Here is a 26289-nt window from a genome sequence, read left to right as displayed (position 1 = left end):
AAGATCACCCCACCGAGATGCCTATTGACTACTGACGAGCGCCCGCGCGAATCCCCATTCCGCGTGGTGGGTCCGATAATGCTTGACGGCCCAGCGCGCCAACGTGCCGTCCATGTCGAAAAGGATGCACGTGGATCCCCCGCAGCTGGCTCGCGGAGCAGTCGACGTATCATTTCTTCTTGGGCCTTTCGGTCAAAGCAGGCGCTGTACTTTGCGCCTGTGTGCATATTTGTGGATGGGACGCATGGAACGACCAGGCCTGGACGGTATTGATCAAAGCATCCTCGCGGAGTTGACCAGGAACGCCCGGGTCCCCCACGCGGTCCTTGCCAGCAAGGTGATGCTGTCAAGGAACGCGGTGCGGCAGCGGATCGAAAGGATGGAGCGGCACGGCTACATCCAGGGCTACACAGTGGTGGCCGGTGGCGACGGCCAAGACTCCGTCTCGGCATTCCTCATGGTTTACCGCAAGGACCGCATGCGCGGAGCTGATGTCCTGGCTGCGCTCCGCGCCATCCCCGAGGTAGTCCTTTGTGATGTCCTCAGCGGCGACTTTGACCTGATTGTCCGCCTCGAGGCCCGCTCCTTGGGCCGTGTCCAGGAGATCTGGGAGGAGATAGCCGCCATCCCAGGCGTGGCCGACACCGTTACGGCCATGACGCTCTCCAATGTGATCCGCAGGGGTTCCGTTTAAGGTGTCGCAGGTCCGTCCGGCACCCGCGGAGTAAGACCCGCGGCGTCGTCCATGATGATCCTGGCCGATTTCCCATCCAAGAACCCCATTGAGGTGACCGCCTCCAGCACGGGCGAGTTGTCCCGCAAGGCACGCTTCGCGACCGATGCTGCAGCTGCATATCCGATCACCGGGATGAAAGCCGTGGCCAGGCCGGCCGAGCTTGCCACCCTTGACTGAAGCAGCTCCTCATTCGCTTCAATGCCCTCGACGCAGTGGGTCCGGAGGATACGCGCTCCGTTGGTCAACCAGGACAATCCCTGAAGCAGTACGTGCCCAATCACCGGTTCGAAGGCATTGAGTTGAAGTTGGCCGTTGTCTGCGGCCATGGTGACGGTTGTGTCCGCGCCTGCGACGGCGAAGGCGATCTGGTTGAGGGTTTCGGGAATGACCGGGTTGACTTTGCCTGGCATGATCGACGAGCCTGCTTGCCGCGCCGGCAGCCGCAGTTCACCCAAACCATTTTGTGGCCCGCTGGAAAGCAATCTGAGGTCGCTGCTGATTTTAGACATCTTGACGGCGGAGCGCTTGAGCATTCCGGACAAGTGCATAAACACACCCACATCGGAGGTGGCCTCTACCAGGTTTGCGGCCGGCACCAATCGATAACCGCTGATCACTGCCAGCGCGTCCACTACCCGCTCCCGGTAACCGGCCGCGGCCGTGATTCCAGTTCCAACGGCCGTAGCTCCCAAGCTGCACTCAAGGAGGAGTGCAGCAGACTCCTCGAGCCGTTGCCGGTCCTCAGCGATGGTGTCCGCGAAAGCCTGGAACTCCTGGCCCAGGGTCATGGGGACCGCATCCTGCAGCTGCGTGCGCCCCATTTTCACGATGCCCGCGAATGCCCTCCCCTTTCCGTGGAAGGCACCGGCCAGCTTGTCGAGTTCCTGGCACAGGTCCTGAACGGCCCCTGCCAGGGCCAGTTTGAGGGCCGTCGGATAGACGTCGTTGGTGGACTGGCAGCGGTTGACATGGTCTATGGGGTGGAGCAACTCGTAGCTGCCGAGAGGGTGCCCCAGGGTTTCCAGGGCAATGTTGGCGATCACCTCGTTGGCGTTCATGTTGGTGCTGGTGCCGGCACCTCCCTGGATGACGTCAACGCAGAACTGGTCGTGGAAGCGCCCGGCCTCGATGGCTTCGCAGGCTTCGCCGATGGCTGCCGCCGTGGCGGCATCAATGACGCCGAGCCGTCCGTTGGTGACGGCAGCGGCCCTTTTGACCATGGCCAGGGCCGTGACGAGCCGGGTGTGCTGTGCCAGGCTTGTGCCGCTGATGGGAAAGTTCTCCAAGGCCCGGGCCGTGTGGGCTCCCCAGTAGGCGTCGGCCGGCACCTCGATGCGGCCAAGGGAGTCTTCCTCCACCCGATAGTGCTTGTGCAAGGTTGTCCTCCCTCAGTTCTTGATGCAGATGACCTTGGGCTGGGTCATGTCCTCGTAGGCGAAGCGGACTCCTTCGCGGCCCAGGCTGCCGTACTTGAAGCCGCCGAACGGCATGCCGTCGAAGCGGTAGTCGGAGGAATCGTTGATCATCACGCCACCTGCCTCGATCTGCTTGGCTGCGCCCATGGCATTGCCGAGTGAGGACGTGAAAATGCCTGCATGGAGACTGAAATCGATTGAGTTGGCAACGTCCACGGCTTCCTGCAGGGAATCTACCGGCCGCAGCATTACGAGTGGCCCGAAGGCTTCCTCCTGCCACAGCCGGCTGTCTTCGGGAACTGCTTCGGCCACGGTGGGCTGGACCAGGTTTCCAAAGTTCTTGCCACCGGCCAGCAGGACTGCACCGGCGTCGACGGCCAGGCGAATCTTGTCCATGAGTGCGGCGGCGGCCCCGGCGGTGATCATCGGTCCGACGTCGGTCATCCCGTCACTTGGGTCGCCCACCACCAGCGCCGCCGTTTCGGTCAGGAACTTGGCCTTGAACTCCTGGTAGACGGAGCTGTGAACCAGGATGCGCTGGACTCCCACGCAGTTCTGGCCGGCTGCCCAGAACGCCCCGGAGACGCAGGACTCGACCGCTTTCTGCAGGTCGGCGTCGTCCATGACGATGACGGGAGCATTGCCGCCAAGGTCCATGGCCAGCTTCTTGAGTCCCGCCGTCCTTGCGATGTCCTCCCCTGTTGAGAAGCCGCCGGTGAAGGACACCATGCGTACGTCGGGGGCGGACAGGATCTTCCGGGCAACCTCGCGACCGCCGTGGACGAGGGTCAGTACGCTGTCCGGAAGTCCCGCTTCGAACAAGGTTTGAGCCAGCAGTTGCGCGGACAGTGGAGTCAGCGCCGAAGGCTTAAGGACGACGGCGTTGCCTCCAGCGATTGCGGGCCCCACCTTGTGGGCTACCAGGTTTAGGGGATCGTTGAAGGGCGTGATGGCCAGGATGATCCCCAGCGGTTCACGGGAGAACCAGCCGTGCCGGTCCTCGGATCCTTCGTACGCGTCAAAGGGGATGACTTCACCGGCATTGCGCCGGGCCTCCGCAGCTGACAACCGCAGGGTGTTGACTGCCCTCAGGACCTCTTTGCGCGCCTGACGGATGGTCTTGCCTGCTTCATCGACGATGGTCCGGGCAAAGATTTCCGAGCGATCCTCGATGCACTGCGCGGTGCGGTCCAGGATTCTGCCTCGGTCGTTACGGGAGAGTGCTGCCGATGCCTTGGCTCCGGCACGTGCAGTGGCAAGGACATCTGCTACATCGTCGGGGTTAGTGAGTTTGATGCTGCCCACTGTGCGGTGGTCGAAGGGACTTGTGACGTCCTGGACCGCATTTTCGGTGGGAAGCTCTGCGGTGAGGGGCTCAGGCATGGGAAGCAACTTTCTTGGCGGCGTGCATGGCGATGATGTCAGAGAGCAGTGCATAGGCGGTCTCAACCCGTCCGGCGCCGGGGCCGGAGATCGTTACCGGGCCCAACAGGTCTGTGGTGAAGGAGACGGCGTTGGTGGCACCGGAGATGCCGGCCAGGCCGTGGTCCAACGGCAGGGCCACCGGTTTCACTGAAGCAGTCACGGTTCCGTCGGTGTCCCTGCGTGCTGATCCGATCAGCTTCCATCGACGCCCGCCCGCCTCCGCCTTTGAGATGTCTGCGGGGGTTAGGGAGGAGATGCCTTCGCGGCTGACGTCCTTAAGCGTGATTCCGGCGCCCAACAGTTCATTGGCCAAGATCAGTACCTTGAGTTGGACGTCGAAGCCTTCGATGTCTGCGGTGGGGTTGGCTTCTGCGTAGCCGAGTTCCTGCGCTTCACGAACGGCAGACTGCAGGTCGAGGCCTGCTTCCATTCGGCCGAACACATAGTTGCTGGTGCCGTTCAGGATGCCCTCGAACCCGTCGATGGCGAGGCCGGTGAACATTTGCTTTGCAAGCCTGATGACGGGGGTGCCGCTCATGACAGCGCCTTCAAACTCGAACCTGGCTCCGTTAGTTTCGGCCAGGCGGGTCAGTTCCGGTCCTTGGAGTGCTACGGGGCCCTTGTTGGTGGTGCAGACGCTCTTCCCGGATTCCAGTGCCCAGCGGACGTGGGATACGGCGGGTTCCCCATCTTCGGGGTTGGTGAAGGTGGCTTCACATATGATCCCGGCCGTGCAGTTGCGGATAACGTCCTCGTTGTTGGTGTCCTTGGATCCCCCGTGGTCTGCAAACGTTTCACCGGCCGGGAGGTTCAGGGCCATCCCGAGGTCGATTCCGCCCGGAACCATCAGCGAGCCCAGCCGAAGGTCTGTGATTGCGACAATGCGCAGGCCGAACCCAAGGTCCGCGCGGAGTTCTTCACCGCGTTCGTGGACGATTTCGGCTAGCGTGCGGTTGACTCCGCCGAAGCCAATGAGGGCGAGATCGTAGGTGGTCATGGTGCTCCTTTTAGGTGGGGTGGTTTGATGACTCAATCCTGCGGTGGCCCGGTGTCAGTTCAGCCATGTCGATTCGGCAAAAGACGTGGTCTTTGTGACTATTCGACGGACATTTAGGCCTGAGCCATCCCCGATACGTGCGCTATACGCATTCACACTTGCGTTTAATGACTATTTGGCAGCAGTATGTGTTACCTTCATCACTACGGACTTCAACGGGCAATAAACAGCCCGCCCGCCTCTTCCCCCTTCGCATCCGTCATCGACCGGAGAATCACATGGAATCTTCAACACACCTGCAACTGGACCCACGGTCCGAGACACCCGGCGCCGAAGCTGCCCAAAACGGACTTCGCCGATCAATGGGCACCAGGCATCTGATCATGATCGCGATGGGAGGCGTGATCGGGTCAGGGCTCTTCCTGAGCTCCGGGTACACGATCTCCCAGGCAGGGCCGCTTGGCGCTGTCATTGCTTACCTGGTGGGCGCGTTCGTCGTGTGCCTGGTGATGGCCTGCCTTGGCGAACTTGCCATTGCCTATCCGGTCTCCGGGGCGTTCCACATCTACGCCGCGAGATCAATCGGACCGGCAACGGGATTCACCACCGCTTGGTTGTACTGGCTTTGCTGGGCCGTTGCCATCGGTTCGGAGTTCACGGCATCAGGATTGTTGATGCAGCGCTGGTTCCCCGACGTCGAGGTTTGGGTCTGGTGCCTTGTCTTCGCGGCAATCCTCTTCGGATTCAACGCGGTCTCTTCACGGTTCTTCGGTGAATCCGAGTTCTGGTTTGCCATCATCAAGGTGGGCGCCATCATTGGCCTCATCATCCTCGGTGGTGCAGCGCTCTTTGGCTTTCACCCTTTGTCCGCTTCGGGCAACCATCCCTTCCTCTTTGAGAACTTCAACACTTCCGCCGGCCTCTTCCCCAACGGATTCACCGGCGTCCTGGTAACTGCCCTAGCGGTCTTCTATGCCTTCTCAGGATCCGAACTGATCGGCGTCGCGGCAGGAGAAACGGCCGATCCGTCCCGCAACATTCCCAAGGCGATGAGGAGCACCGTCGTTCGTTTGCTGATCTTCTTCGTGGGCGCAATCGCCGTAATTGCGGCTACGGTCCCCTACGACCAGGTAGGCCTGGACGAGAGCCCCTTCGTTACGGTGTTCTCTTCTGTGGGAATTCCTTTTGCGGCAGACGTCATGAACTTCGTTATCATCACCGCCCTGCTGTCTGCCGGCAACAGCGGACTGTTCTCTTGCGCCCGCATGCTCTATTCGCTGGCCGACGAGGGCCACGCGCCGCAAGCCTTCAAGAAACTGACCAGCCGGGGCATTCCCCTGATCGCGCTTTCCGTGAGCATGCTGGGTGGCCTCGCGTCCCTCATCAGCAGCGTCGTGGCACCTGAATCCGTCTATCTGGCTTTGGTGTCCGTGGCAGGTTTTGCCGTGGTTGGCGTATGGATGTCGATTGTGGCCTCCCACTTCTTCCACCGCCGCGCGTTTGTCCGCAATGGCGGGAAGGTGGCGGACCTCCCCTACAAGGCTCCCCTGTTTCCGTTGGTGCCCATCCTTGCCTTCGTCCTGTGCTTGGTTTCCCTCATTGGCATTGCCATGGACCCGTCCCAGATCGCAGCCCTGTACTTCGGAGTTCCGTTCGTGGCTGCCTGCTACCTGTTCTTCCGCCTCCGGTACGGCGGCCGGACCCGCAAGGACGAGTCGGCCTGATCCCCATCCATCCTCCGCGGCCGGGCATTAACTGCCCGGCCGCGGAGCCGTTTCAAAGGAAGCCAACATGTTGCCTCCGGGTCCCCCTGCACCTCCCACCGACAATCTCGCCAGCTGGGTGGAAGTAGACGGGGAAGCTTTCGAGTCCAACGTCCGCGCAGTGCAGGAACTCTTGCGAGACCGTGCCCGGCTCTGTGCTGTCATTAAGTCCGACGCGTACGGGCACGGGGCGGAGCTCTTGGTGCCTTCGCTCGTCCGGTCAGGCGTCCCTTACATCGGCGTCGGCTCCAACAGGGAAGCCTGCATTGCCCGCAGCCAGGGGTATGCCGGCAAGCTGCTGCGGGTCCGCGCCGCAGCACCGCAGGAGATCGCAGCCGCCGTCGGCTATGGCGTCGAAGAACTGGTCGCCGACCCGCAAAGCGCGTGGGAAATCAGCCGGATCGCAGCTGCTGCCGGGCGGGCGGTCCGTATCCATCTGGACATCAACTCATCGGGCATGAGCCGTCATAGCCTTGACGTCTCCAATGCATTGGGACGGGCCAGCGCAGCGGGAGTACTGGGTCACCGGAACCTGGAACTTGCCGGGATCATGACGCATTTCCCGCTGGACGACGTTCGGGACATCGAAGCAGGCCTGGGCCGCTTCCTGGAGCAGGCAATGAACATCCTGCGGGCGGCCAGGATCCCGCGTGAGCAGGTCCTGCTGCATGCAGCAAATTCCTACGCAACGCTCAACGTCCCCGCCACGTGGCTGGATATGGTCCGGACGGGTGCGTTGCTCTACGGAGACTCTGACCTGAGTCACCCCTGTTACCGGCGTTGCCTGGCCTTCAAGGCCAGAATAGGCTCGGTGAACAGTTATCCCGCTGGAAGCAAAGTGGGGTACGGCCACCTGCACACGCTGCGCTCCGAGGCACGGCTGGCCACCGTCACCGCCGGGTACGGCGACGGCTACAGGCGTGCGCTGGCGATGGGAGGCCGTGTGCTTGTCCGGGGACAACGGGTTCCCGTGGTGGATGCGGTATCCATGAACTCGATGGTGGTGGACGTTTCCGGCATCGAGGACGTCTGCCCGGGTGACGAGGTGGTCCTCTTCGGCCGCCAAGGCAGCCAGGAGATCACTGTCAATGAGCTGGAGTCGGCCAACGGGAACATCCTGGCCGATCTGTACACGGTGTGGGCGGGCGGCTCCCGGGTCCTCGCCCCGGAGGCCGCCATGTGAGAATGGCTTGAGCTTACTGAAAGGAGCCCGATCCGTGGAAGTACCATCCGAAGCTTCCTCCTTGGCCCAGGGCCTTCGACTGGTGCGATTGGTGGCGGACCGGGAAAAACAGGGCAGACAACTGCTGGGAGTCTCACAAATGGCAGCCGAACTGGACATGGAACAGAGCCGCGTGTCCCGACTTGCCCAGGAGCTGTGCGACCTCGAACTTTTGGAGCGGGAAGACCGGGGACCCTTCCGGGTAGGCCGGCGCTTCTTCGCCCTGGCTGGTTCCCTCAATCGGAACTGGGTCCACGAGTCCAAGGCCGAGTTGGAAGAACTGGTGGCTGGTTTTGGTCTTCGGGCCCGGCTGTCCGTGCGGGACGGTGTGCGGGTCCAGCTCCTGCGTTCCTCAAGCAACAACGCCGCTTTCGGCGGTTTTGCCAGGCCCGGAATGGTGACGCCGGTCTGGTGCACAGGAGCTGGCAGGGCCCTGCTGTGGGATCATGACGGCGGCGCCTTGGAGTCGTTGCTTAGGGACGTGAATTTCATCGGCGTGGGTGGACCGGCCGCCGCCCACGCTCCAGCCGAGGTCCAGGCACTGATGGAGCGCGACAAGCTGGCGGGATACGTCTTGGCGACCGAAGAATACGAGCACGACGTATGGGAACTGGGAGTCCCTGTGCGCTCACCCCGTGGCGAAATCCTGGCTGCACTCAGCGTGCTGGGCAGCCGATCCGGGGCCGAGCCGGACATTGCAGTGGTGGCTGATGCCGTGCAGGCAGCGTCCAAACGGTTGGGCTCCGCACAGGGGCAGGATTACTGACTTCCCCCGACCCGGGTTTCGAGCCAGTCGCGCCACGAAGCCAGTACCAGGGCATGATGTTCCCGCCGAGGCTCCAGCCGTGCTTTCGGGCCAACAATCTGCAGCGCTGCAGCCACGTCACCTTTAAAGTCGCGGATCGGCGCAGAGAGCGAATAAAGTCCCGGTTCAGCCTCCTCATCGACGATGGAGTAGCCCCTGCTCCGGGCACTTTCCAAGCGCTGAAGAAAGTCCTCTACCGACGTGGGCGTGTTGGGTCCGTGCCGGACGAACTCCACGTTCTGGAAGATCCTCCGCACCTCCTCTTCGGGCGCGTCCCACAGCAGGGCCTGGCCGGCGTCACTGCAGTACGCAGGGTAAGGGCGTCCCAGCCAGGAACCAACGAGGTTGGCAGCGGGAGGTACGTGCTCGGCAATGGTGACGGTGCTGTTTCCGCTCAGGACGCCCAGGAAGCAGGCCTCGGTGGTCTCCGCCGCCAAGCCCTCCAACGCTGCCAGCCCGTCAGTCCGGAGCCGTTGTTCCGTTACCAGTTGCGCATCGGTGAGGAGCGACCAATCGAGGCAGTATGCCCTGTCCGGCGTGCGCGCCAGGAACCCTTCCTGGAGTGCGCCTTTGAGGCTGCGGGAGACCTGGCTGCGGTCTTTGTCCAGTCGGGCCGCAACTTCGGCGACCGTACCGCCGTCGTACCCTTCGGTGTGACGCTCGCCGACGGCGAGGACGGCCATCATGCCGCGGCCCATGCTGGAGGTCTTTGACATTTCTCGATTCTAGCCAGTCAGAGGCCAAGGTCGCCGCAGGCACGTACGACGGCGACCCGCCGCCTCAGTGGATCGCGAAGACTCGGGCGGGGAATCCGCTTCCGGCCAGTGGTTTGGCCCAGGTGGCTATGACTGCCGCGCCGGACTCCGGCAGTCCGTCCAGGTTGGCGAGCAGTTCAATCTGCCACTTGTCCTGGGCCAGGATGTACGTTTCAAGGCTGAAGTCCTGACGGGATGTGGCAAGGCCGGGGTCGGTATCGGTCTGTTCATGTCCGATCGCCGCAACGTTGCGTTCTTCGACCAGGAACTCCAGAACTTCCCGCGACCATCCCGGCGTGTGGCTCATGCCCGCCGAATCACGGTTGGCCATCGCTTGGGCATTGGGCCAACGATGGCTCCAACCCGTGCGCAGCGCAACGAAGGATCCTGCGGGGATCTTGCCGTGGCGCTCCTCCCAGGCTTCGACGTCGGCGCGTATGGGCGTTGCGTCATTGTCGACTGAGGCGCGGCTGGTGATGTCCAGGACCACCAGCGGCAGCACCATGTCCTGGACCGGCAGTTCGTCCAGTGTGCGGCCGTCGCGGATGAAGTGCGACGGCGGATCGACGTGGGTACCCCACTGGCCGACTATCGAGTACCTGTGTGCGGTGAACCCGTCGCCTTTGTCCATGTCGAAGAGGGCTTCGCGTTGCTCATCGGGAAATGCCGCGAAGTGCGGCTGGCCCGGGTGGAAGGCGTGGGTCAGGTCGGTAAAGGTCCTGTTGGCGAGCAGCGGCGCCAGTTGTTGCCACATCGGTGCGTTCACGAGGCCATCCTTTCCTGAAGGATGTTCGCGGCGCTGGTGGATACGCTGAGCGGCCCGGAGACTTCAATGACGGGAACCTCCCATGGATGGATTTCCACGATGCGCTGCACCAGTAGCCGGACGGATGGCTCGTCCAAGGCGGCATCGAAGTACGACGTGAAGACAAACGTGGGCGAGATGGTCCGCTGGCCTACGTTGCCCAGCGTCGGATTTGCGCCCTCCGCGACGGTGAAGCCCTCAAAACCGGCCGAGGACTCAAAGACGTGGTGGTAGTTCCCGAACCCACCGAGCTCAGGGGAAGCCTTGAGCGTGTCCAGAAGTCGGACGATACCGGCGTCTGCTTCCAGGGCGTTGGGTTCACCTTGGCCAAGACGGGTCATCGTCTCCACAGAGATGGGCCAGTGGATGCGCAGCTTCCGAACGCTTTTGAGTTCTATATTCACGGGTTAGTTCCTTGCTCGAGAGTGGATGCCAAGGATCATCGTGTCATAGGTGTTTGTGCATTACAAGCAATTCAAGATGTTCATACTGCACATCAATTGGGTGAAGCGTTTGTTGCTACACAATTGCAGTCAGTCCAGTAGCGCCACGCCGAACTCAGCGACAACGGCCCGCAATTCTTTGAGGTAGCGCTGGGCTTGGTCGGTGAGCGGAATTGCGGCGTGGCCGATCCAGCCGATCTCGATGCGTTCGTCAACGTCGAGCGGGATGGCGACGATCTCCGGGTCGAGCTCGCCGCTGATGATGCCCGTTGAGATCGTGTAACCGTGGAGCCCGATCATGAGGTTGAAGATCGTCGCGCGGTCAGAGACCCGGATCTCCTGCTTGCTGGACAAAGTGGAGAGAATCTCCTCGGCGAAGTAAAAGGAGTTGTTCGCACCCTGATCGAACGTGAGCCGCGGCAAACCGGCGAGGTCAGCGAGGGCCGCACGCTCCTTCGAAGCGAGCGGGTTGTTCCGTGCAACGAAAATGTGCGGATCGGCGAGGAAAAGCGGAGTGAACGCGAGCCCGGATTCCCGGAGCAGCTTGTCGATGACCTTCCGGTTGAAATCATTCCGGTAGAGGATGCCTATCTCACTGCGCAGCGTCCGGACATCCTCGATGATGTCCCAGGTACGGGACTCACGCAGCGAGAACTCGTATTCGGCCACCTCAGTGCCCTTGACCATCCGGACGAAGGCGTCCACCGCGAACGAGTAGTGCTGCGTCGACACCCCGAGCAGACGTCGCGTCGGTGGCCTACCAAGGTAGCGCTGCTCGAGGAGAGCGAACTGTTCCACGACCTGCCTCGCATAACCGAGGAACTCTGCCCCGTCAGCGGTCAAGGTGACCCCGCGGGCGGAGCGAACCAGGAGCGCACGTCCCACCCGGGACTCAAGGTCCTTCATCGCTGCGGACATTGTCGGTTGCGCTACGTAGAGAAGATCGGCTGCCGCGGAGATGGACCCCTCAGCTGCAACTTCTATGAAGTATCGGAGCTGCTGCAGGGTCAGTCCGCTCGAAAGCTGTGCCATAGGAAAAGTCTATATGAATGCATAGTAACGCCTAGTTACCCGATACCCCCGGGAAGGTTGCACCATGGATACATCATCTTCTGAAGGCCGTCTCCGGCCATCATCAACGGATTGGCATCATGGCAGACGACTTTACCTTCAGCATTAGCACCACCCGCTTCGACGAGGACTACTCGCCGTCGGAAGGCTCCCGGATCACGACGAATTTCGCCAACCTGGCACGGGGCGAGCACCGCCAGGAGAACCTCAGCAACGCCTTGACCATGATTCGGCGCCGCTTCAACGACCTCGCAGACTGGGACAACCCCGACCGGAACCGTTACACGCTCGAGCTTGAGATCGTCTCCGTGCAGATAGAGTTCACTGCCGAAGGCACGGACCGACAGTTCCCGCTGTTCGAGGTTCTCGACATCCAGATCATCGACCAACTGAACGGGATCCGCCACCAAGGAATCGTGGGGAACAACTTCTCCTCCTACGTCCGCGACTTCGACTTCAGCGTCGTACTGCCAGCGGCCGCAGGGGACTCAGGGAAGCCCACCGTCCCCCAGGACTTCGGCGACCTTCACGGCAAGCTGTTCCAGCACTTCCTCGATTCCCCGGCGTGCCAGGAGCGCTTCCCGCAGCCGCCAGTGGTGTGCATCAGCGTCTCGACCAGCAAGACGTACCGGCAAACGGAGAACCGTCACCCGGTCCTGGGTGTCGAGTACCAGCAGGACGAGTTCTCGCTGACGGACGCATATTTCGCAAAGATGGGAATGCAGGTCCGCTACTTCATGCCACGCGGCAGCGTTGCGCCGCTCGCCTTCTATTTCCGCGGCGACCTGCTCAACGACTATTCCAACCTGCAGCTCATCGGCACCATCAGCACCATGGAGACGTTCCAGAAGATCTACCGCCCTGAGATCTACAACGCGAACTCCGCCGCCGCCGCGATCTACCAGCCGAGCCTGGGAGAGCAGGATTACTCGCGGACCCAGATCGCTTACGACCGCGTCGAGCGCAGTCAGCTCGCGGTCACTCAGGCGAAGTACACGGAGGAACACTTCATCACGCCCCACAAGGATCTGTTGGACCGGTGGACCGCCAACTACCCTGCTCTCGTCAACTGACCCACGGAGAATCGCCCATCATGAACACACTTTTGCCCACAACCCTTGTCGGAAGCCTGCCGAAACCGTCGTGGCTCGCCCAGCCGGAGACCCTTTGGTCCCCGTGGAAGCTCGAGGGAGATGCGCTGGTCGAGGGCAAGCAGGATGCGCTGCGCATCGCCATCCACGAACAGACCCGACGCGGGATCGACATCGTCAGCGACGGTGAGCAAACCCGCCAGCACTTTGTCACGACCTTCATCGAGCATCTCACCGGGGTCGACTTTGAACAGCGCAAGACCGTGCGCATCCGCGATCGCTACGACGCGAGCGTGCCGACCGTCGTCGGACCTGTGCGCCGCGAGCGGCCGGTATTCGTCGAAGACGCAAAGTTCCTCCGTAAAACCACTGACCAGCCAATCAAATGGACTCTTCCCGGCCCCATGACGATGGTGGACACGCTCTACGATGACCACTACAAGAGCCGCGAGAAGCTGGCCTGGGAGTTCGCTGCGATCCTGAACGAGGAGGCGAAAGAACTGGAGGCGGCCGGCGTTGACATCATCCAGTTCGACGAGCCCGCGTTCAACGTCTTCCTCGACGAGGTCAAGGAGTGGGGCGTGGCTGCGCTTGAGAGAGCGGCAGAAGGACTCCGTGTGGAGACCGCCGTGCACATCTGCTACGGCTACGGGATCAAGGCGAATAATGACTGGAAGGCGACGCTCGGCTCACAGTGGCGGCAGTACGAGGAAACGTTCCCCCTGCTGCAGAGCTCCAGCATCGACATCATCTCGCTGGAATCCCAGAACTCCCACGTGCCCATGGACCTTATCGAGCTCCTCCGGGGCAAGAAAGTCATGCTCGGAGCAATCGACGTCGCAAGCGAGACCATCGAGACCCCGGAGGAAGTCGCCGACACTCTCCGCAAGGCCCTGAAGTTCGTCGATGCGGACAAGCTCATCCCCAGCTCCAACTGCGGCATGGCACCATTTCCCCGGGACGTCGCACTGGCCAAGCTGAGTGCTCTCAGCGCAGGGACGAACATCGTTCGCGAGGAACTCGCCCGCTCCGCCGCCAAGGTGTCATAGCGATGTTTCATGCCTACCCCACAGACACGTGGCTTGAGGCTCCGCAGCAAGGCTTCCCGTCTTCCCTCACGGCCGACGAATTCAAGGCACTGTTCCGTGGCCACCCGGGAGGTGTCGCCGTCGTCACGGCGGATGCCGGCGAAGGTCCGGTGGCACTGACGGTATCGTCGGTCGTCTCGGTGAGCGCGGATCCTCCGTTGCTGATTTTCTCGGTCTCGGCGCTGTCCTCTGCGTCGAAAGTGCTTTCGCGCGCCGAGACCGTCGTCGTGCACCTGCTGGACGCGCACGACGTCGATCTGGCCAAGTTTGGAGCGACCCCCGGCGTCGACCGCTTTGACCAGACGCACCGGTGGTCGGCCCTTGCAACCGGTGAGGCGGTATATGACGATGTCCGCGCCTGGGTGCGCTGCGCCGTCATCAATCGCATGGAGGTGGGGACCTCCACAATCATTGCCGTTCACGCCCTGGAGTCCCGCGTCATGCGTGACGTCCAAGCGGGCGAACCCGGCGACGCTCTGGTCTACCACAACCGTTCATGGCATCGTCTGGGCGAGCACTCCAGGCTCGAAGGCTGAGCGGCGCGCGAAGTCCGGGACCGAAAGCCTAACGGCTCCCGACGGCGGGAGGATGACTCCCGCCGTCGGGGGGCAAAGAAGCTGTCATCGAACTCATGTAGCAGGAGCACGCATGATAAGGCCGCCTTCGCCGCGGATCCCCGATCCACGGCTTCCTGCGCCTCCACTGACGAACGGCGTCGAGGCAAACGGAAGCCGTGTCCTCGCCGCGGGCTCCAGCCAAATTAATGCGGAAAGCAGCCTTGTGGTGCTGTGTCAGCGGGTCAGCCGAAGCTTTATACGCTTTCACCGGGCAGCTTGAAGGCGAGCACGTCGAGGTTCTGAATGTTGGGTTCGACGCTGAACAGCTCTGCCCCCTGAGCGGCAAGAGCTTGCCCGACACCCCCCGACAGGTGGGTCTGGCGGGCTTCGTCATCAGGGAAGACGTCGAAGACTCCGAAAGTCGACTCGTCGAACTGAAGTGCAAACCATGCGCGCGTGCCTTCCTCTTGTTCAACAATGGAGCGCGCGCTGCGAAGAAATTCCGCGACTTCCTTTTCCTTGCCGGCCCTGGCTTTCAGGGTCACCAACAATGCAACTTCAATCATTTTCCTGCACCTTCCGAATCTGGACGATTTCCTACTGCACGACGATTCTCATGACGAGTCATCGTGGAACGGTATTGCTGCGAAGGTGGTGCATGGCCTCCCAACTTATCGAGGGAGCGGCAAGACGATCTGCCCAGTGTCCCAGTGATCGCTGGTCACTACAAGACACACTGGGTGAACGAGTCAATGCGGATGGACGGCATCATCGCAAACTGGAACTGAGGGGCATGTCGGGACTATTGACCCGGAGCGGGCGTCAAGATAGCTTGACACCATGACTGACGGGCCGGAGGCAATCCAGCGGGATCTCGACAAGCCCGACATCCACGACCCACTCAAGCTCTGGGAAGACTTCACCGCAGACGAAGCCACACGCGAAGTATCCGCCCTGGAGGCCTTGCGGGTGAATGCACGAGCTGTTGAACGGCTTACCGCCAGGCGCTGGTACGTCATGAAAGCAGCCCGGGAGGCCGGCGCGACGTGGTCCCAGATCGGTCAGGCGCTCGGGGTCACCAGACAAGCGGCCTATGACTTCTACCGCCGAAAAACGGAAGAGCAGGAGAAGTGTGCGCCCGATCCTACAGACTCCGCAGCCGCCCGTGCTGTTCTCGAAAGCGATCTTTAGACGGGAAGGATGTGTCGGTGGCGGTCATGGCTGAAAGGGATATCCGGGTGTCAGAGGGACGCGTCTCGTACGGATTTCCGCTGCCCGACGGCGAGGTGTGCCCCACAGGCTCGTTTCGGCTCTCGGTGCAGACGGGCAAGTGCAAGTGGTCCGATGGATTGTTCCGGATCCACGCCTACTCCCGGGGTGAAGTGGTCCCCACGAAGGACCTGATCCTGGCGCACAAGCACCCGGAAGACCGGGATGCGTCCAGGCAGTTTATCGCGACACTGGCCCGGGACGGCGGGCAGGGATCGAACTTCCACCGCATCATCGACAGCAAAGGTAAGGAACACCGGGTCCTGACCGTTGCCGAGGCCGACCGGAACAAGGACGGGCAGGTCGCGTCCATCCACGGGCTCATGATTGACCTGACGCGGGCGCTGGCGATTGAAAGTGGTCATGCTGCCGCGGCCGCCCTGGTCAACGCCTACGCCAGCCGGGGAGTCATCGAGCAAGCCAAGGGCATCCTCATGGCCAGCTTCAACGTCGGCCCGTCAGCGGCATTTGACCTCCTCTCTCGATACAGCCAGAACACCAACACGAAACTCGCTGTACTCGCCGCCGGACTCGTTGCCGCTGCTGAACAAGGACGCATCCAGGAGGTTCTACGCGGGTGGGCCACCTAGAGCTCCCCTCGTCTGACGGGACCTTCTCTCTATAGGCCGCCCGTCCGCCCCGGCCCAAACTTTACCGTCCGGATGGTACAGTAACGAGCGTGCGCGAGAACCAACGGCCACGAATACTGGAGGCCGGACTAAGAGTGGCCGGCACCCTCGAGGGTGCCGCTATAACGCTGGACAAAGTGGCCAGGGAGGCGGGCGTCAGCAAGCCTGGGCTCATGTATCACTTCCCAACCCGGGAGGCCCTCATGAGCGGCTTGGTTGAACACGCAGCCCTTCAAGTTATCCAACGGATGTCAAAGTTCCTTGCCATTGAGCCTCATAAGGCTTCCTTGACCGAACGCTACGCCGCCTATATCAAGACCGCCGCCGAAGGGCAGAACGCCCGGGCCGAATGGGCTTTATGGTCGCACTCGGCTTACATTCCGCAATTGCAAGAAGCATGGAAACGCCACTTGGGCCCAATGCTCGACCTTCCCCCCGAGACACCACATGAGCAGCGCATAAGACTGAATACAGCCAGGTTGGCAGCCGAAGGGCTCTGGGCGGCACAGGCCAGTGGCGTTCTTGCCCCCAACGAAGAGGACAGAAAGGCTGTTGTTGCGCACTTGCTCGCCTTGACACAGGGAAGTGGATTGACATGAACAAGTGGCTGTTTTTGGTGATTGCAATCTTCAGTGAGGTCAGCGCATCGCTGGCCCTAAAGGCAGCTCTTGAAGCACCCGCTTGGTATGCCGTGGTTGTTTGTGGCTACGCGGGAGCATTTGCCCTTCTCACGGTTTGCCTGCGCCTCGGCATGTCGATCAGCGTGGCCTATGGCGTTTGGGGCGCCGGCGGGGTCACCATGACAGCCCTGGCATCCGCTTTACTCTTCGGCGAGGACCTCACTTGGCTCATGGGCCTGGGCATGGCGCTGATTCTCGCTGGTGTTTTCGCCGTTGAAATTGGTTCCCATCAGCCCGAACGCATCGCCGCTCCGGAGGAACAATAAAATGGCGTGGCTTTATCTCTTCTTGGCCATCTTCACCGAAGTTGCTGCGACGATGTCTTTACGTGCCTCTGAAGGGCTCAAGAAGAAGCTGTGGGCCATCCCCGTGGTGGCAGGCTACACCAGTGCCTTTGCCTTTCTTAGCCTGACTTTGGCCGAAGGTTTTCCCCTTGGCGTGGCCTACGGCATCTGGGTAGCTTGCGGGGTTGCACTCACTGCTGTTTCGGCCCGGATCCTTTTCAAGGAGCCGCTTACTCCCCTGATGGCCGCGGGCATGGTGTCCATAGGAATCGGAGTACTTCTCGTGGAACTCGGCTCACATCACTGAGCCACTCAGTTTCCGTGATGATCCTGCCGGGTCGGTTTAGTGTCTATTCATGGCATGGATGTGCTGGGCGAGGTAGCTCAATCCGTCTTCCATTTTTGACTGCCAGCTCAGGGTCGCTGCCCGGAGGTCAGCGGCATCGATGGCTTCGAAGATGGCGGTGTTCTGTTCCAGGATCTTGTTCGGTGAAAAGGTATACCTCGCGCCGAGGACAGCGAAGTGCATGAACGCCTGCTTGGTGAGGGTCTCCATGATCGCCGGTATCCTGCTCAGGCCGGAGGACTCGAACAATGCAGTCTGGAAGTCCATATCCAGGTGGTGGGCCCTCGCGACGTCGTTTCGGCGAACACTGTCTTCCAGCACTTCGAGGTGTTTCTTGACCCGGGACCTGGACGAGGACATCAAGAAGCTCCGCGAAAACGGCACCATCAAGAAGATCCTCGAGAAGTACGGGATCGACCCCTCCGTCGGCGAGCCGGGAGAACCCAGCCTGCTCTGACAGCAGCACCCCAAACAAGACAAAAGGAACGACGCCGGGCCACCACCCGGCGTCGTTCCTTTTGTTCAGCGTCGGTCGCGGACCCAGGGCGTCAGCTCTTCGAGCCGGCCAGCACAAGCGTTCCGCCGAGCCCGATCATCATAACGCCGCCGGCTCCGGAGAGCGTAGAGATCCGGCGCGGTGACTTGGCAAACCAATCACGCGCTGTTCCGGCGGCGAGGGCCCACACACTGTCGCAGGCAAGGGCCAGAGCCTGGAAGATGAGTCCGAGGAGCAGCAGCTGGGCGTAGACCGCACCAGCGCCGGGATCGACGAATTGCGGAAGGACAGCCACGAAGAACGCGATGGTTTTTGGGTTGGAGACTCCGACGATGAAACCCTGTCGAAGGAGTTTCCACGAGGATGCCGGTGCGCGCGAAGCGCCGTGCGCGTGGGTATGCCGGTGACGTATGGCTTGGACCCCCAAGTAGGCAAGGTAGATGGCACCCGCGATCCTGATGACAGTGAACGCGACAACCGATGACGCGACGATCGCGCCCACCCCGAATGCCACGGCGACGACGGCTGGCACTGTCCCGAGGGCGTTTCCGAGAACGCTTAGCAGCCCCGCGCGGCGTCCGAGGGCAATCGACCGACCGATGACGAAGAGGACGCTCGGACCCGGAACCACGATGATGAGCACGGATGCCACGGCAAACGCCAGGAGATTATCGATCGGAACCATGACGGGACAGTACTCCGAAACGTCGCGCTGTTCCAGCTGTTCGCCCAAAAAGCCCACCGAACCGAAAAAAGCGCGCACCCCGGACAGTTCCGGAGTGCGCGCCCTCTTGAGTCAGCGAAGAAATCAGCCGCGGTTGTACATCACGTGCTTGGTGCGGGAGAAGTCCTCCAGGGCGTAGATGGAGAGGTCGCGGCCGTAGCCGGATCCTTTGAATCCGCCCCAGGGAACCTCGCTGGCAATCACCAGGTGCGAGTTAACCCAGACCGTGCCAAAGTCGAGGCGACGCGGAACGGAAAGAGACCGCGAGGCGTCCGTGGTCCATACCGACGCGGCGAGCCCGTACACAGTCTCGTTGGCGCGCGCGATGGCTTCCTCGTCCGTGCTGAAGGTCTCCACGGACACCACCGGTCCGAAAATCTCCGTGTAGGTAATCGGAGCGCCGGCCGGAACGTCGGTCACCACGGTTGGTTCGATGAAGTAGCCCGGTCCCTCCAAGGCGTTGCCGCCGACGGCGATCGTGTGGCCGTCCTTGCGGATGTCCTCCAGGGCAGCGAGGACGCGCTCGTAGTGGGACTTGGAGATCATGGACCCGATTTCGGCGTCCGAACCCGGCGCACCAACACTAATGGCTTTGATTTCGTTGACGAGGAGCTCGGTGAACTTTTCTGCAACGGATTCGTGCACCAGGACGCGGCAAGCGGCGCCACACTCCTGGCCGGCGTTCCAGAACCCACCCGAGCGGACGCCTTCGGCAGCTGCCTGCAGGTCGGCGTCGTCGAATACCACCACGGGTGCCTTACCGCCCAACTCGAGGTGGACGCGCTTGACCGTCGAAGCGGCGTTCGCGGCCACCTTCTGTCCGCTCCCGACGCTTCCCGTGATGGCCACGAGGTCGACGTCGGGATGCTCGGACAGGCGGTTGCCCACCACCCGGCCGGGACCGGTGACAATATTGACGACGCCGGCAGGAACCTCGCCTGCGATCAGCTCGGCAAGCTTCAGCGTGGTCAGCGGAGTCTGCTCGGACGGCTTGAGCACCAACGTGTTGCCGGCGGCCAGGATCGGCGCGATCTTCCAAACCGCCATCAACAGCGGATAGTTCCACGGGGTGATTACACCCACGACGCCAACCGGTTCACGGAACACCACGGAGGTGTGGTTTTCGGCGTAGTCGTCGGCACCCAGCGCTGTGAAGGCACGCGCGGCACCGGCCGAGAACCGGAAGGTGTCGATGGCGCTGGAGATGTCATCTTCGGCGACGGCGGCAGTCTTACCCGTGTTGGCAGCCTCGAGGTTCTCCAGGATTTCCCCGTTCTCCTCAACGATGTCCGCAATCCGAAGCAGCACCGCGGAGCGTTCCTTCGGGGTCTTGGCCGCCCACTCCGCCTTCGCCGCGACGGCAGCCGCCACGGCGGCGTCGACGTCCTCCAGGGAGCCGGCCGGCACCTTGGTGATGGTTTCCTCGGTAGCCGGATTGACGACGTCGACCGTCTCGTCCGAGGTGGAAGGCACGAAGCTGCCGCCAATGAACTGCCCAAAAGGCGGCAGTTGCGGCGCTGGAAGGGATCCGTCGCGGCGGACAGAGAACGGGGACGTTTCTGTGGTTGTCATGGTGTGCTCAGTTCCTTTGCGATTGGGTCTGTTTGACGACGGCGGCGGTGGACTTTTCGGTCTGGTTCTCCCAGAAGTCGGCGCCTTCGATGCCCAGCGCCTTCGGGTCGAAGACGGGGTCGAGGCCGAGCTTCCGTTGGCGCTCGTAGTCCCGGTAGATCTTGCGGACCAGCGGGAACAGGAAGACCAGGCAGATGAGGTTGACCCAGGCGATGAGGCCCAAGCCGATGTCGCCTGCGGCCCACATGAGTTTGGCGTTGACGATGGATCCGATGAACACGATGGCCATGGTTCCGATCTTCAGGACGTTCTTCCACCCGGTTCCGGTCCGGCCGTCCAGCAAGTAGAGAAGGTTGGAGTTCGCTACGTAGAAGTAGGCCAGGAGGCACGTGAACCCAAAGAGCAACACAGCGACGGCGACGAAGCCGGCTCCCCAGCCTGGGATCATGGTGTCGATGGCTTCCTGGACCCAGTTGGCGCCGACAGGGACGCCCGGGATGTTGTTCACGAGGAATCCGCCGGCGCCGTCGCTGACGTTGTACTTCCCCGATACCACCATCATCAGGCCCGTGGCCATGCAGATCAGCAGAACGTCGATGTAGATGCTGAACGTCTGGACCAAGCCCTGCTTCCCGGGGTGGGACGTCCGGGCTGCGGCTGCCGCAAAGGTCGCTTCGCCCAAGCCATTGGAGGAGGCGAACACGGCCCGGCGTACGCCCCAAGCAACAGCTGCGCCAGCGATGCCACCAAGGACGGGGTGGATGCCGACAGCGGACTGGAAGATGAGGACGACCGCTTCGGGTACCTTGTCCACGTTGATGGCAATGACTGCCAGTGCCAGGAGGAGGTAGCCGATGGCCAGGACAGGGACGAGGCCTTGGGTCACCTTCACCACGCGGGTGGTGCCGCCGATGATTACCAAGCCGATCAGGACGGTGACCAGGATGGCCGGAGCCCACGTGGGGAGGCTGAAGGCCTTCTCGGCACTGGCTGCGATGGTGTTGACCTGAAGTCCGGGGAAAACGAAGCCGTAGCCGATGACGCCGAGGACGGCCACGATCGCGCCGACCTTCGGCAGCTTCAGTCCGTACTTGATGTAGTAGGGCATGCCGCCAATGTCCTCGTTGGCCTTACGGCGGTCCTCATCGAGGACCTGCCGCTTGAAGGCCTGGGACAAGGCCGCCTCGGCGTAGCCGACGGTGCAGCCAACGAGGCCCGTGATGGCCATCCACACCAGTGCGCCGGGGCCGCCGGCGCTCACCGCGGTCGCCACGCCGGCGATGCTGCCCACGCCCACCCGGCTTGCCAGCGCCAGGACCAGGGCCTGGAAGGATGAAAGCCCTCCATCGCCGTGTTCAGTCTCTTTCAGTTGGCGCAGCATGTCCGGGATCCGCCGAAACTGGATGCCCTTGGTTGCCACTGAGTAGGCGATACCGAGGCCCAGGACCACGTAGGCCATGGGCGCCCAGATAGCGTCGGAAACACTGGACAGGAACTCCGCGAAGTCGAAGTCGGCCATGGGTTATCCGATGTTCTGCTTGATCGAGGACAGCTTCGCCAGCGCCTGCTCCACCTTGGCGAGGCTGTCGCCGTCGAGGTCTGCGGTGGGTCGGCGCGGCGACCCCGCCGGGAGGCCCTGGAGGGTGAGGCCCGCCTTGACCGCGGGGATGAACGGGACGGTGAGCAAGGTGTCGATAACCGGGTAAACGGCCTTCCACAGCTCGAGCGCACCGGCGAGGTCGCCGTCGTTGATCCGGCGGGTGACCGCCACGATCTCGTCCGGAACCACGTTCGCCGTGCCCGCCATGACTCCGGCCGCGCCTTCCACGAGGGCGCTGTACAGGTAGGCGTCCCAACCGATGAACGTGCCAATGACATCGCTGTGGTGGTGGATGAGCTGCAAGGCCTGCTCCCAGTTGGCGCTGGAGTCCTTGATGTAGCGGATGTTCTCCACTTCCTCGGCCAAGGAACGGACAGTTTCCGGGTCCAGGTTGACGCCGGTGACCGGCGGGATGTTGTAAAGCATCACCGGGATGGTGACCGAGCGGGCCACGTCCTTGATGTAGGTGACGGTTTCTTCCAAGGTCAGCGGCTCGTAGTAAGGAGTGATGAGCATGAGCACGTCGGCGCCCAACTGCTCCGCGGCCTTGGAGAGGCGGATGGCCTCGGCGGTGGAGGTGGCGCCGGTGTTGGCGATGACCGGAACGCGGCCGTTGGCCTGGTCGATCACAGTCTTGATCAGGAGCAGGCGTTCCTCCGATGAGAGCGCGCCGACTTCTCCGGTGGAGCCGGCAGCAACAACACCGTCGACGCCTGCATCGATGGAGCGGTCGACGATCTTGCGCAGGGTTTCGACGTCGATCGTCTCGTCCTGGTTGAAGGGCGTGGAGAGTGCGGTCAGGACGCCGCGAAGTTCCTTGGACATGAATTTCCTCGTTTCAGTACGTGTGTTTTAGGGATTCGGGGGCTCAGGCGACAACCGAAAGGCCCGTGGCCGGGGGTGCCTGGCGGTGGGTGGCGAGGACGCTTGCGGCTTCCTGCGCCGCGGAGAAGCCGGTCGTGATGGAGCTTTCGGTGTAAAGGGTTCCCAGGTAGTCACCGGCCAGGAACACGCGGTTGGTGCCGCGCATCAGGGTGGACTGCAGCTTCGCCCGGCCCGGGAAGCAGTAGGGGGAAGCGACCCGCCAACGGTCGGTCTGGGCTTCAACCACGCTGTCCGCGAAGCCTCCGCCAAGCACCTGGTCCAGGTCGGCGAGATGGGTCTTGATGACCTCGTCGTCGCTCTTGTCCAGCAGCGCCTTGCCGAGGCTGGCCGGTGAGAATGTCATGAAGCTGCCGCCGGGCTTGCGAACGGTTTCCGTTCCGCGGACGATGCTGGCCTGGTTCAGAGCGATGGCGAAGGAACGCTTGGGGGCCGCGATGGCGTAGATGTCATCCCAGGGGCGTGCAGACGTCTCGTTGGTCAAGAACGCAGTGCTGACGTGCGGACCGTACTTGATCTGGCTCAGCGCACCGCGGAGTTCTTCGGGAAGGTCCACGCCGATTTTGTTGGATACGTCGGCCGTGGTGGCGAGCACCACCGTGCGGGCTTCCACTTCACGGTCCACTCCGCCCTGGGTGTAACGGACCAGCACGGAATCCTGCTTGTGGACTACCTCGTTGACGGTGGCGCCGAGTTGGACGCGCTCGCCCAGTGCTGCGGCGATCGATTCCGTAAGCGTGGACGGGCCACCGACGATTCCCTGGCTCAGGCCTTGCCCGATTCCAAGGACCAGGCTGAAGTATCCGATGCCTGCACCCGCCGAGATCTGGTCCATGTCCCCTGCCGAACGGGTCACGGTGGTCTTGAAGAGGGCTGCGGCGTCCTCTGACAGGTCGCCGATGAAGTCCTGGAAGGAGGTGTTGTTCTCAAAGTCGTAGATACGCTGCTGGCGCATGGCACCGGATTCGCCCGCACGCTTGCGCACCACGCCGGTGTACTTCGCCACTCCGCTGACCACCTTGAGGCCCGCCTTGAGAGTGTCGACGCGGGAGGACAGCGACATCGGGATGCGGAACGGGTAGGTGGCGATGTGCCCCTTCTTGATGAACTTGCCGTTCATGGACAGCGCCTGGAGCGATCCCGGAATCTGCACCGCGGTGACGCCAACTTCGTTGAGCAGCGAGTCCGTGGAAGAGCCGGCACCGGCGAAGACGTGGCCGCCCCAGTTCAGCCAATAGTTCCCGCGTCGTTCGGAACGGATGCGACCGCCTACCCGGTGTTCGGATTCCAGAACCAAGGTGTCCCAGTGCCGCAGCCGCCATGCCGCCGAGAGTCCTGCGAGGCCGCCGCCAACGATTACTACGTCTTTCATGGGTTGAACTTCCTTAATCGGGGATCACGATGAGCGGACCCGCTGCTGCCGTCCTCGGCAGCTGAAGGGGGTGACGCCTGCTCGAAAAGCTTGGTATGAGGTGTATCCCAGGGCGCTGTGCGCCCGGTCACATATAAAAGATACATCATTGTATGATTAATGCAATAGGTCTTTCGGGTAAAAAAATACCCGCCAGCAGAAATCTGCTGGCGGGCTACGCGTTCTTGGCTAGTTCTTCAGGCTGATGAGTCTCCATGGCAGCTTGGACGGACTCCCCGCAGGAATCTCCACGGAGGTGTCCACGCGCTCGAGATCCTCGTCCTGAAGCAAGGTCCCTGACGCGATGCGGGCATCATTGGAGGCGATGACGCGGTTGTTCGGCCCCAAAAGGATTACGGACGGCTCTTGAAGTTGCAGTGCCCGCAGGAACACGCCCTCCAGCTTGGCCAGTGTCAGATCGCAGCCAAGCACATGCGTGCCCTGCGGCGTAAGCGCCGGAACGCACAGAGTGATGATATTGACGTTGATCCCACCGATATCAACGTACGGTCCCACGGCTACAGGGCTGCCGCTCTCCGACGGCGCCGTAAACCACTCCCGCCTGGTGTAGTCGTAATAATTCAGCGACTCCTGATTGAGGTCGTGGGTGACAAACCGCGGCTCCCCCAAACCCTGCGGGGCCCTCCACCATTCAAGCCACAAGGGCGCCTCAGCCAGGCTACCTGGGGCATAGGCAATCCCCGCACCGACGATAAGCGCCTGATGCCGCGCAATAAATTCAGCCAGTTCCTTCTTGAGGAACATGAACACGCTCCGACGAGGTGGCTCCTGACCCGCACGCGCCACGGCCGAAACCCTGTCGGCTATCTTTTCGAGATCCTGGAAGACATCGCCGATCTGCGAAGCGATCGCTTCTGCGGTGCGGGCGAGGGTAGTCTCCGTTTCGCTTGCCTTATGCACTGTCGCCGGACTCCATCGTCAATTTGAGGTGCTGTGCTATCAGATACTCCGTGCCGGCACGACTGTGCGCTTCGGCCAGGGTGGCGGCCTTATCGGCATCCCGGTTGCGGATGGCATCGACGATGGCTTCATGCTGCTCCACTAACGCGTCCGCGTTTGCGGGCAAGTCTTCATGGCTCCACCAGAGCGTCATCAATTCGGCTTCCAACTGCAAAGAGGCCGAAGTCAGCCTGCTTGATTGGGCCGCCACACTGATCGCCACATGGAAGCGGCCGTCCACGCGGCGTTTGGCGCGCACATCCCGCGTATCCCGATGCCGCTGTACAAGTTCCTCAAGATGCGCAACATTCTGGGCATCCGCTCGACTGGCAGCAAGACGGGCGGACATGGAAGATATGGCCGCCCCAAGATCACCCAGGTCACGGAGGGATTCGGTGCTGGCGTCCCTGAGCTTTCGCTGCAGCTGGCCATCGGTGGGATCGATCTGACCACGGATTACACTCCCCCCACTCCGACCTCGGCTGGTCTCGATCAGGCCTTTAGTGCGCAAAGCGGCCAGGGATTGCCGCAAGGTGATGGGAGAAATTCCGAGTTCCGCGGCGAGAACCGACTCGGTCGGGAGCCTGTCCCCTTCTGTGAGGATGCCCATGAGGATGGCGGTCTCGATCTGGTAGGAAACCTGGTCAGCGCGCCCAAGCCCCTCAGGTTCACTTCCACGGAGCAAAAGGAGCAGGTCCAGGGCCCGGGTTGAGAGCGCCGTACTCTCCATAAGTCGGACCCCTCCTGTGGTTGAATGTGTCCCACTGAGAAGACCCATTAGCTATTTCGTTAAATCTTTTCATATTTGTTCAGTGTTGGTAAGTCCCCTCACCACGGGTCACCCGTGCTTTACGGGAAAGTCAAAGACGAGAACGCCGTTTGGCTGCAGATGCGGACCAACGAACTGCTTGAACTCGTGGTGCGCTCGGTCATAGCAATCAGGATCGGTGATCAGTGGCTCGCCAAGATAATAGTTTCTATCTCCTTCTGAGCCGAACGTGACGATGAAACCCTGCTCGAGCCCGCGGTGAAGGCCTTCTGGGCTGTTCTGGGGGCCGGACTCGATACTGAGGATGTACGTCTGTCCGCCCCTGGTGGATGTCCGCAGGGCATGAAACCGGTCTTCGATCTCCTGACGCTGGGCCTGGGATGTTGTCTCACGGAACTGGAACAGGACAATGTGCTTGATCACGCCTGGCCGATAATGGGGCGCAGTGATGACGGCGTCACGTGGGGCTTCCGGGGTTGATGCTTCTGTCAATG

At 62.1% G+C, this 26289-nt stretch carries 30 protein-coding genes and 1 pseudogene; 14 read left to right on the top strand and 17 right to left on the bottom strand.

Annotated features, from left to right (window positions below; genetic code table 11):
* Positions 1–244 precede the first annotated feature (244 nt).
* Positions 245–694 carry an Lrp/AsnC family transcriptional regulator gene (locus ACFVSI_RS01875; protein ID WP_387819321.1) on the top strand — a complete coding sequence of 150 codons (450 nt, stop codon included), beginning with the start codon at positions 245–247 and terminating at the stop codon, positions 692–694.
* On the opposite strand, the gene ACFVSI_RS01870 is transcribed toward ACFVSI_RS01875, so the two are convergent.
* From ACFVSI_RS01870 to ACFVSI_RS01860, 3 genes are read right to left on the bottom strand one after another with little or no spacing between them, the layout of a single operon-like run.
* On the bottom strand, positions 691–2112 hold the full coding sequence (locus ACFVSI_RS01870; protein ID WP_387819319.1) for an aspartate ammonia-lyase: 1422 nt from the start codon (positions 2110–2112) through the stop codon (positions 691–693). The two genes, ACFVSI_RS01875 and ACFVSI_RS01870, sit on opposite strands and share 4 nt — an antisense overlap.
* Positions 2113–2124: 12 nt before the next feature.
* Complete coding sequence (locus tag ACFVSI_RS01865) at positions 2125–3534, bottom strand: aldehyde dehydrogenase family protein (RefSeq protein ID WP_387819317.1); 1410 nt, start codon at positions 3532–3534, stop codon at positions 2125–2127.
* A complete protein-coding gene (locus ACFVSI_RS01860; protein WP_387819315.1) occupies positions 3527–4573 on the bottom strand; it encodes a homoserine dehydrogenase in 1047 nt (348 codons plus the stop codon). Before ACFVSI_RS01860 ends, ACFVSI_RS01865 begins: the two co-directional genes overlap by 8 nt.
* Positions 4574–4851: 278 nt before the next feature.
* Between ACFVSI_RS01860 and ACFVSI_RS01855 the strand changes: the two genes are divergently transcribed.
* The 3 genes from ACFVSI_RS01855 (at position 4852) to ACFVSI_RS01845 (ending at position 8324) form a co-directional block, all read left to right on the top strand.
* The gene (locus ACFVSI_RS01855) at positions 4852–6297 is read left to right on the top strand and encodes an amino acid permease (RefSeq protein ID WP_387819313.1); all 1446 of its coding nucleotides are present in this window, start codon (positions 4852–4854) and stop codon (positions 6295–6297) included.
* Positions 6298–6364: 67 nt separating this feature from the next.
* The gene (alr, locus tag ACFVSI_RS01850) at positions 6365–7519 is read left to right on the top strand and encodes an alanine racemase (RefSeq protein WP_387819311.1); all 1155 of its coding nucleotides are present in this window, start codon (positions 6365–6367) and stop codon (positions 7517–7519) included.
* A gap of 34 nt (positions 7520–7553) precedes the next feature.
* Positions 7554–8324 (top strand): IclR family transcriptional regulator, encoded by a 771-nt coding sequence (locus ACFVSI_RS01845; RefSeq protein WP_387819309.1) that lies wholly within the window; start codon positions 7554–7556, stop codon positions 8322–8324.
* Here the strand turns inward: ACFVSI_RS01845 and ACFVSI_RS01840 are convergent.
* From ACFVSI_RS01840 to ACFVSI_RS01825, 4 genes are all read right to left on the bottom strand, one after another.
* Positions 8318–9079 (bottom strand): IclR family transcriptional regulator, encoded by a 762-nt coding sequence (locus ACFVSI_RS01840; protein WP_387819307.1) that lies wholly within the window; start codon positions 9077–9079, stop codon positions 8318–8320. The genes ACFVSI_RS01845 and ACFVSI_RS01840 overlap by 7 nt on opposite strands.
* Positions 9080–9143: 64 nt before the next feature.
* On the bottom strand, positions 9144–9872 hold the full coding sequence (locus ACFVSI_RS01835) for a cyclase family protein (RefSeq protein ID WP_387819712.1): 729 nt from the start codon (positions 9870–9872) through the stop codon (positions 9144–9146).
* A gap of 8 nt (positions 9873–9880) precedes the next feature.
* Positions 9881–10327 carry a hypothetical protein gene (locus ACFVSI_RS01830; protein WP_387819305.1) on the bottom strand — a complete coding sequence of 149 codons (447 nt, stop codon included), beginning with the start codon at positions 10325–10327 and terminating at the stop codon, positions 9881–9883.
* Positions 10328–10456: 129 nt separating this feature from the next.
* Positions 10457–11398 carry a LysR family transcriptional regulator gene (locus tag ACFVSI_RS01825; RefSeq protein ID WP_387819303.1) on the bottom strand — a complete coding sequence of 314 codons (942 nt, stop codon included), beginning with the start codon at positions 11396–11398 and terminating at the stop codon, positions 10457–10459.
* Between the two features lie 119 nt (positions 11399–11517).
* On the opposite strand from ACFVSI_RS01825, the gene ACFVSI_RS01820 reads away from it, so the two are divergent.
* Genes ACFVSI_RS01820 through ACFVSI_RS01810 form a run of 3 tightly spaced genes read left to right on the top strand, consistent with a single transcriptional unit; the run spans position 11518 to position 14152 of the window.
* Positions 11518–12510, top strand: coding sequence for a DUF1852 domain-containing protein (locus ACFVSI_RS01820; RefSeq protein ID WP_387819301.1), 993 nt, complete (start codon positions 11518–11520; stop codon positions 12508–12510).
* A 20-nt stretch (positions 12511–12530) separates the two neighbouring features.
* On the top strand, positions 12531–13577 hold the full coding sequence (locus ACFVSI_RS01815) for a methionine synthase (RefSeq protein WP_387819299.1): 1047 nt from the start codon (positions 12531–12533) through the stop codon (positions 13575–13577).
* A 2-nt stretch (positions 13578–13579) separates the two neighbouring features.
* Entirely contained in the window at positions 13580–14152 is a 573-nt protein-coding gene (locus ACFVSI_RS01810) for a flavin reductase family protein (RefSeq protein WP_387819297.1), read from the top strand.
* Positions 14153–14427: 275 nt separating this feature from the next.
* Here ACFVSI_RS01810 and ACFVSI_RS01805 read toward each other — a convergent pair whose 3' ends face one another.
* Positions 14428–14739: a putative quinol monooxygenase gene (locus ACFVSI_RS01805; protein WP_387819295.1), complete on the bottom strand. Its 312-nt coding sequence runs from the start codon at positions 14737–14739 to the stop codon at positions 14428–14430.
* Positions 14740–15013: 274 nt separating this feature from the next.
* Here ACFVSI_RS01805 and ACFVSI_RS01800 point away from each other — a divergent pair, with 274 nt between their 5' ends.
* From ACFVSI_RS01800 to ACFVSI_RS01775, 6 genes and pseudogenes are all read left to right on the top strand, one after another.
* Positions 15014–15364, top strand: coding sequence for a helix-turn-helix domain-containing protein (locus ACFVSI_RS01800; protein ID WP_387819293.1), 351 nt, complete (start codon positions 15014–15016; stop codon positions 15362–15364).
* 26 nt (positions 15365–15390) lie between these two features.
* Entirely contained in the window at positions 15391–16032 is a 642-nt protein-coding gene (locus tag ACFVSI_RS01795) for a PAS and ANTAR domain-containing protein (protein WP_387819291.1), read from the top strand.
* Between the two features lie 89 nt (positions 16033–16121).
* A pseudogene (locus tag ACFVSI_RS01790) lies at positions 16122–16265 on the top strand (TetR/AcrR family transcriptional regulator); the annotation flags it as partial.
* Positions 16266–16274: 9 nt separating this feature from the next.
* Positions 16275–16670, top strand: coding sequence for a hypothetical protein (locus tag ACFVSI_RS01785; protein WP_387819711.1), 396 nt, complete (start codon positions 16275–16277; stop codon positions 16668–16670).
* Positions 16667–17017: a DMT family transporter gene (locus ACFVSI_RS01780; protein WP_387819290.1), complete on the top strand. Its 351-nt coding sequence runs from the start codon at positions 16667–16669 to the stop codon at positions 17015–17017. The genes ACFVSI_RS01785 and ACFVSI_RS01780 overlap by 4 nt, the downstream gene beginning before the upstream one ends.
* Position 17018: 1 nt before the next feature.
* On the top strand, positions 17019–17342 hold the full coding sequence (locus ACFVSI_RS01775) for a multidrug efflux SMR transporter (protein WP_144658607.1): 324 nt from the start codon (positions 17019–17021) through the stop codon (positions 17340–17342).
* Between the two features lie 36 nt (positions 17343–17378).
* On the opposite strand, the gene ACFVSI_RS01770 is transcribed toward ACFVSI_RS01775, so the two are convergent.
* Positions 17379–17702, bottom strand: coding sequence for an FCD domain-containing protein (locus tag ACFVSI_RS01770; protein WP_387819287.1), 324 nt, complete (start codon positions 17700–17702; stop codon positions 17379–17381).
* A 13-nt stretch (positions 17703–17715) separates the two neighbouring features.
* Here ACFVSI_RS01770 and ACFVSI_RS01765 point away from each other — a divergent pair, with 13 nt between their 5' ends.
* Entirely contained in the window at positions 17716–17838 is a 123-nt protein-coding gene (locus ACFVSI_RS01765; protein ID WP_387819285.1) for a hypothetical protein, read from the top strand.
* 91 nt (positions 17839–17929) lie between these two features.
* On the opposite strand, the gene ACFVSI_RS01760 is transcribed toward ACFVSI_RS01765, so the two are convergent.
* From ACFVSI_RS01760 to ACFVSI_RS01725, 8 genes are all read right to left on the bottom strand, one after another.
* Entirely contained in the window at positions 17930–18562 is a 633-nt protein-coding gene (locus ACFVSI_RS01760; RefSeq protein WP_387819283.1) for a LysE family translocator, read from the bottom strand.
* A 123-nt stretch (positions 18563–18685) separates the two neighbouring features.
* Complete coding sequence (locus ACFVSI_RS01755) at positions 18686–20173, bottom strand: aldehyde dehydrogenase family protein (RefSeq protein ID WP_387819281.1); 1488 nt, start codon at positions 20171–20173, stop codon at positions 18686–18688.
* A 7-nt stretch (positions 20174–20180) separates the two neighbouring features.
* Positions 20181–21692: an alanine/glycine:cation symporter family protein gene (locus ACFVSI_RS01750; protein WP_387819279.1), complete on the bottom strand. Its 1512-nt coding sequence runs from the start codon at positions 21690–21692 to the stop codon at positions 20181–20183.
* A gap of 3 nt (positions 21693–21695) precedes the next feature.
* Positions 21696–22598 (bottom strand): 4-hydroxy-tetrahydrodipicolinate synthase, encoded by a 903-nt coding sequence (gene dapA, locus ACFVSI_RS01745; RefSeq protein ID WP_387819277.1) that lies wholly within the window; start codon positions 22596–22598, stop codon positions 21696–21698.
* A 43-nt stretch (positions 22599–22641) separates the two neighbouring features.
* Positions 22642–24027: a protoporphyrinogen/coproporphyrinogen oxidase gene (locus tag ACFVSI_RS01740; protein ID WP_387819276.1), complete on the bottom strand. Its 1386-nt coding sequence runs from the start codon at positions 24025–24027 to the stop codon at positions 22642–22644.
* 228 nt (positions 24028–24255) lie between these two features.
* Positions 24256–24987 carry a cache domain-containing protein gene (locus tag ACFVSI_RS01735; protein WP_387819274.1) on the bottom strand — a complete coding sequence of 244 codons (732 nt, stop codon included), beginning with the start codon at positions 24985–24987 and terminating at the stop codon, positions 24256–24258.
* On the bottom strand, positions 24980–25756 hold the full coding sequence (locus ACFVSI_RS01730) for a FadR/GntR family transcriptional regulator (protein WP_387819272.1): 777 nt from the start codon (positions 25754–25756) through the stop codon (positions 24980–24982). Before ACFVSI_RS01730 ends, ACFVSI_RS01735 begins: the two co-directional genes overlap by 8 nt.
* Before the next feature lie 108 nt (positions 25757–25864).
* Positions 25865–26287, bottom strand: a complete 423-nt coding sequence (locus tag ACFVSI_RS01725; protein ID WP_387819270.1) for a Dabb family protein — start codon at positions 26285–26287, stop codon at positions 25865–25867.
* Positions 26288–26289 lie beyond the last annotated feature (2 nt).

Origin of the sequence: Paenarthrobacter sp. NPDC057981 (genome assembly GCF_042886835.1) — a bacterium.
Lineage (GTDB): Bacteria > Actinomycetota > Actinomycetes > Actinomycetales > Micrococcaceae > Arthrobacter.
The sequence above is the reverse complement of the archived record's forward strand: the minus strand, read 5'-3'. Positions and strand labels throughout refer to the sequence as shown.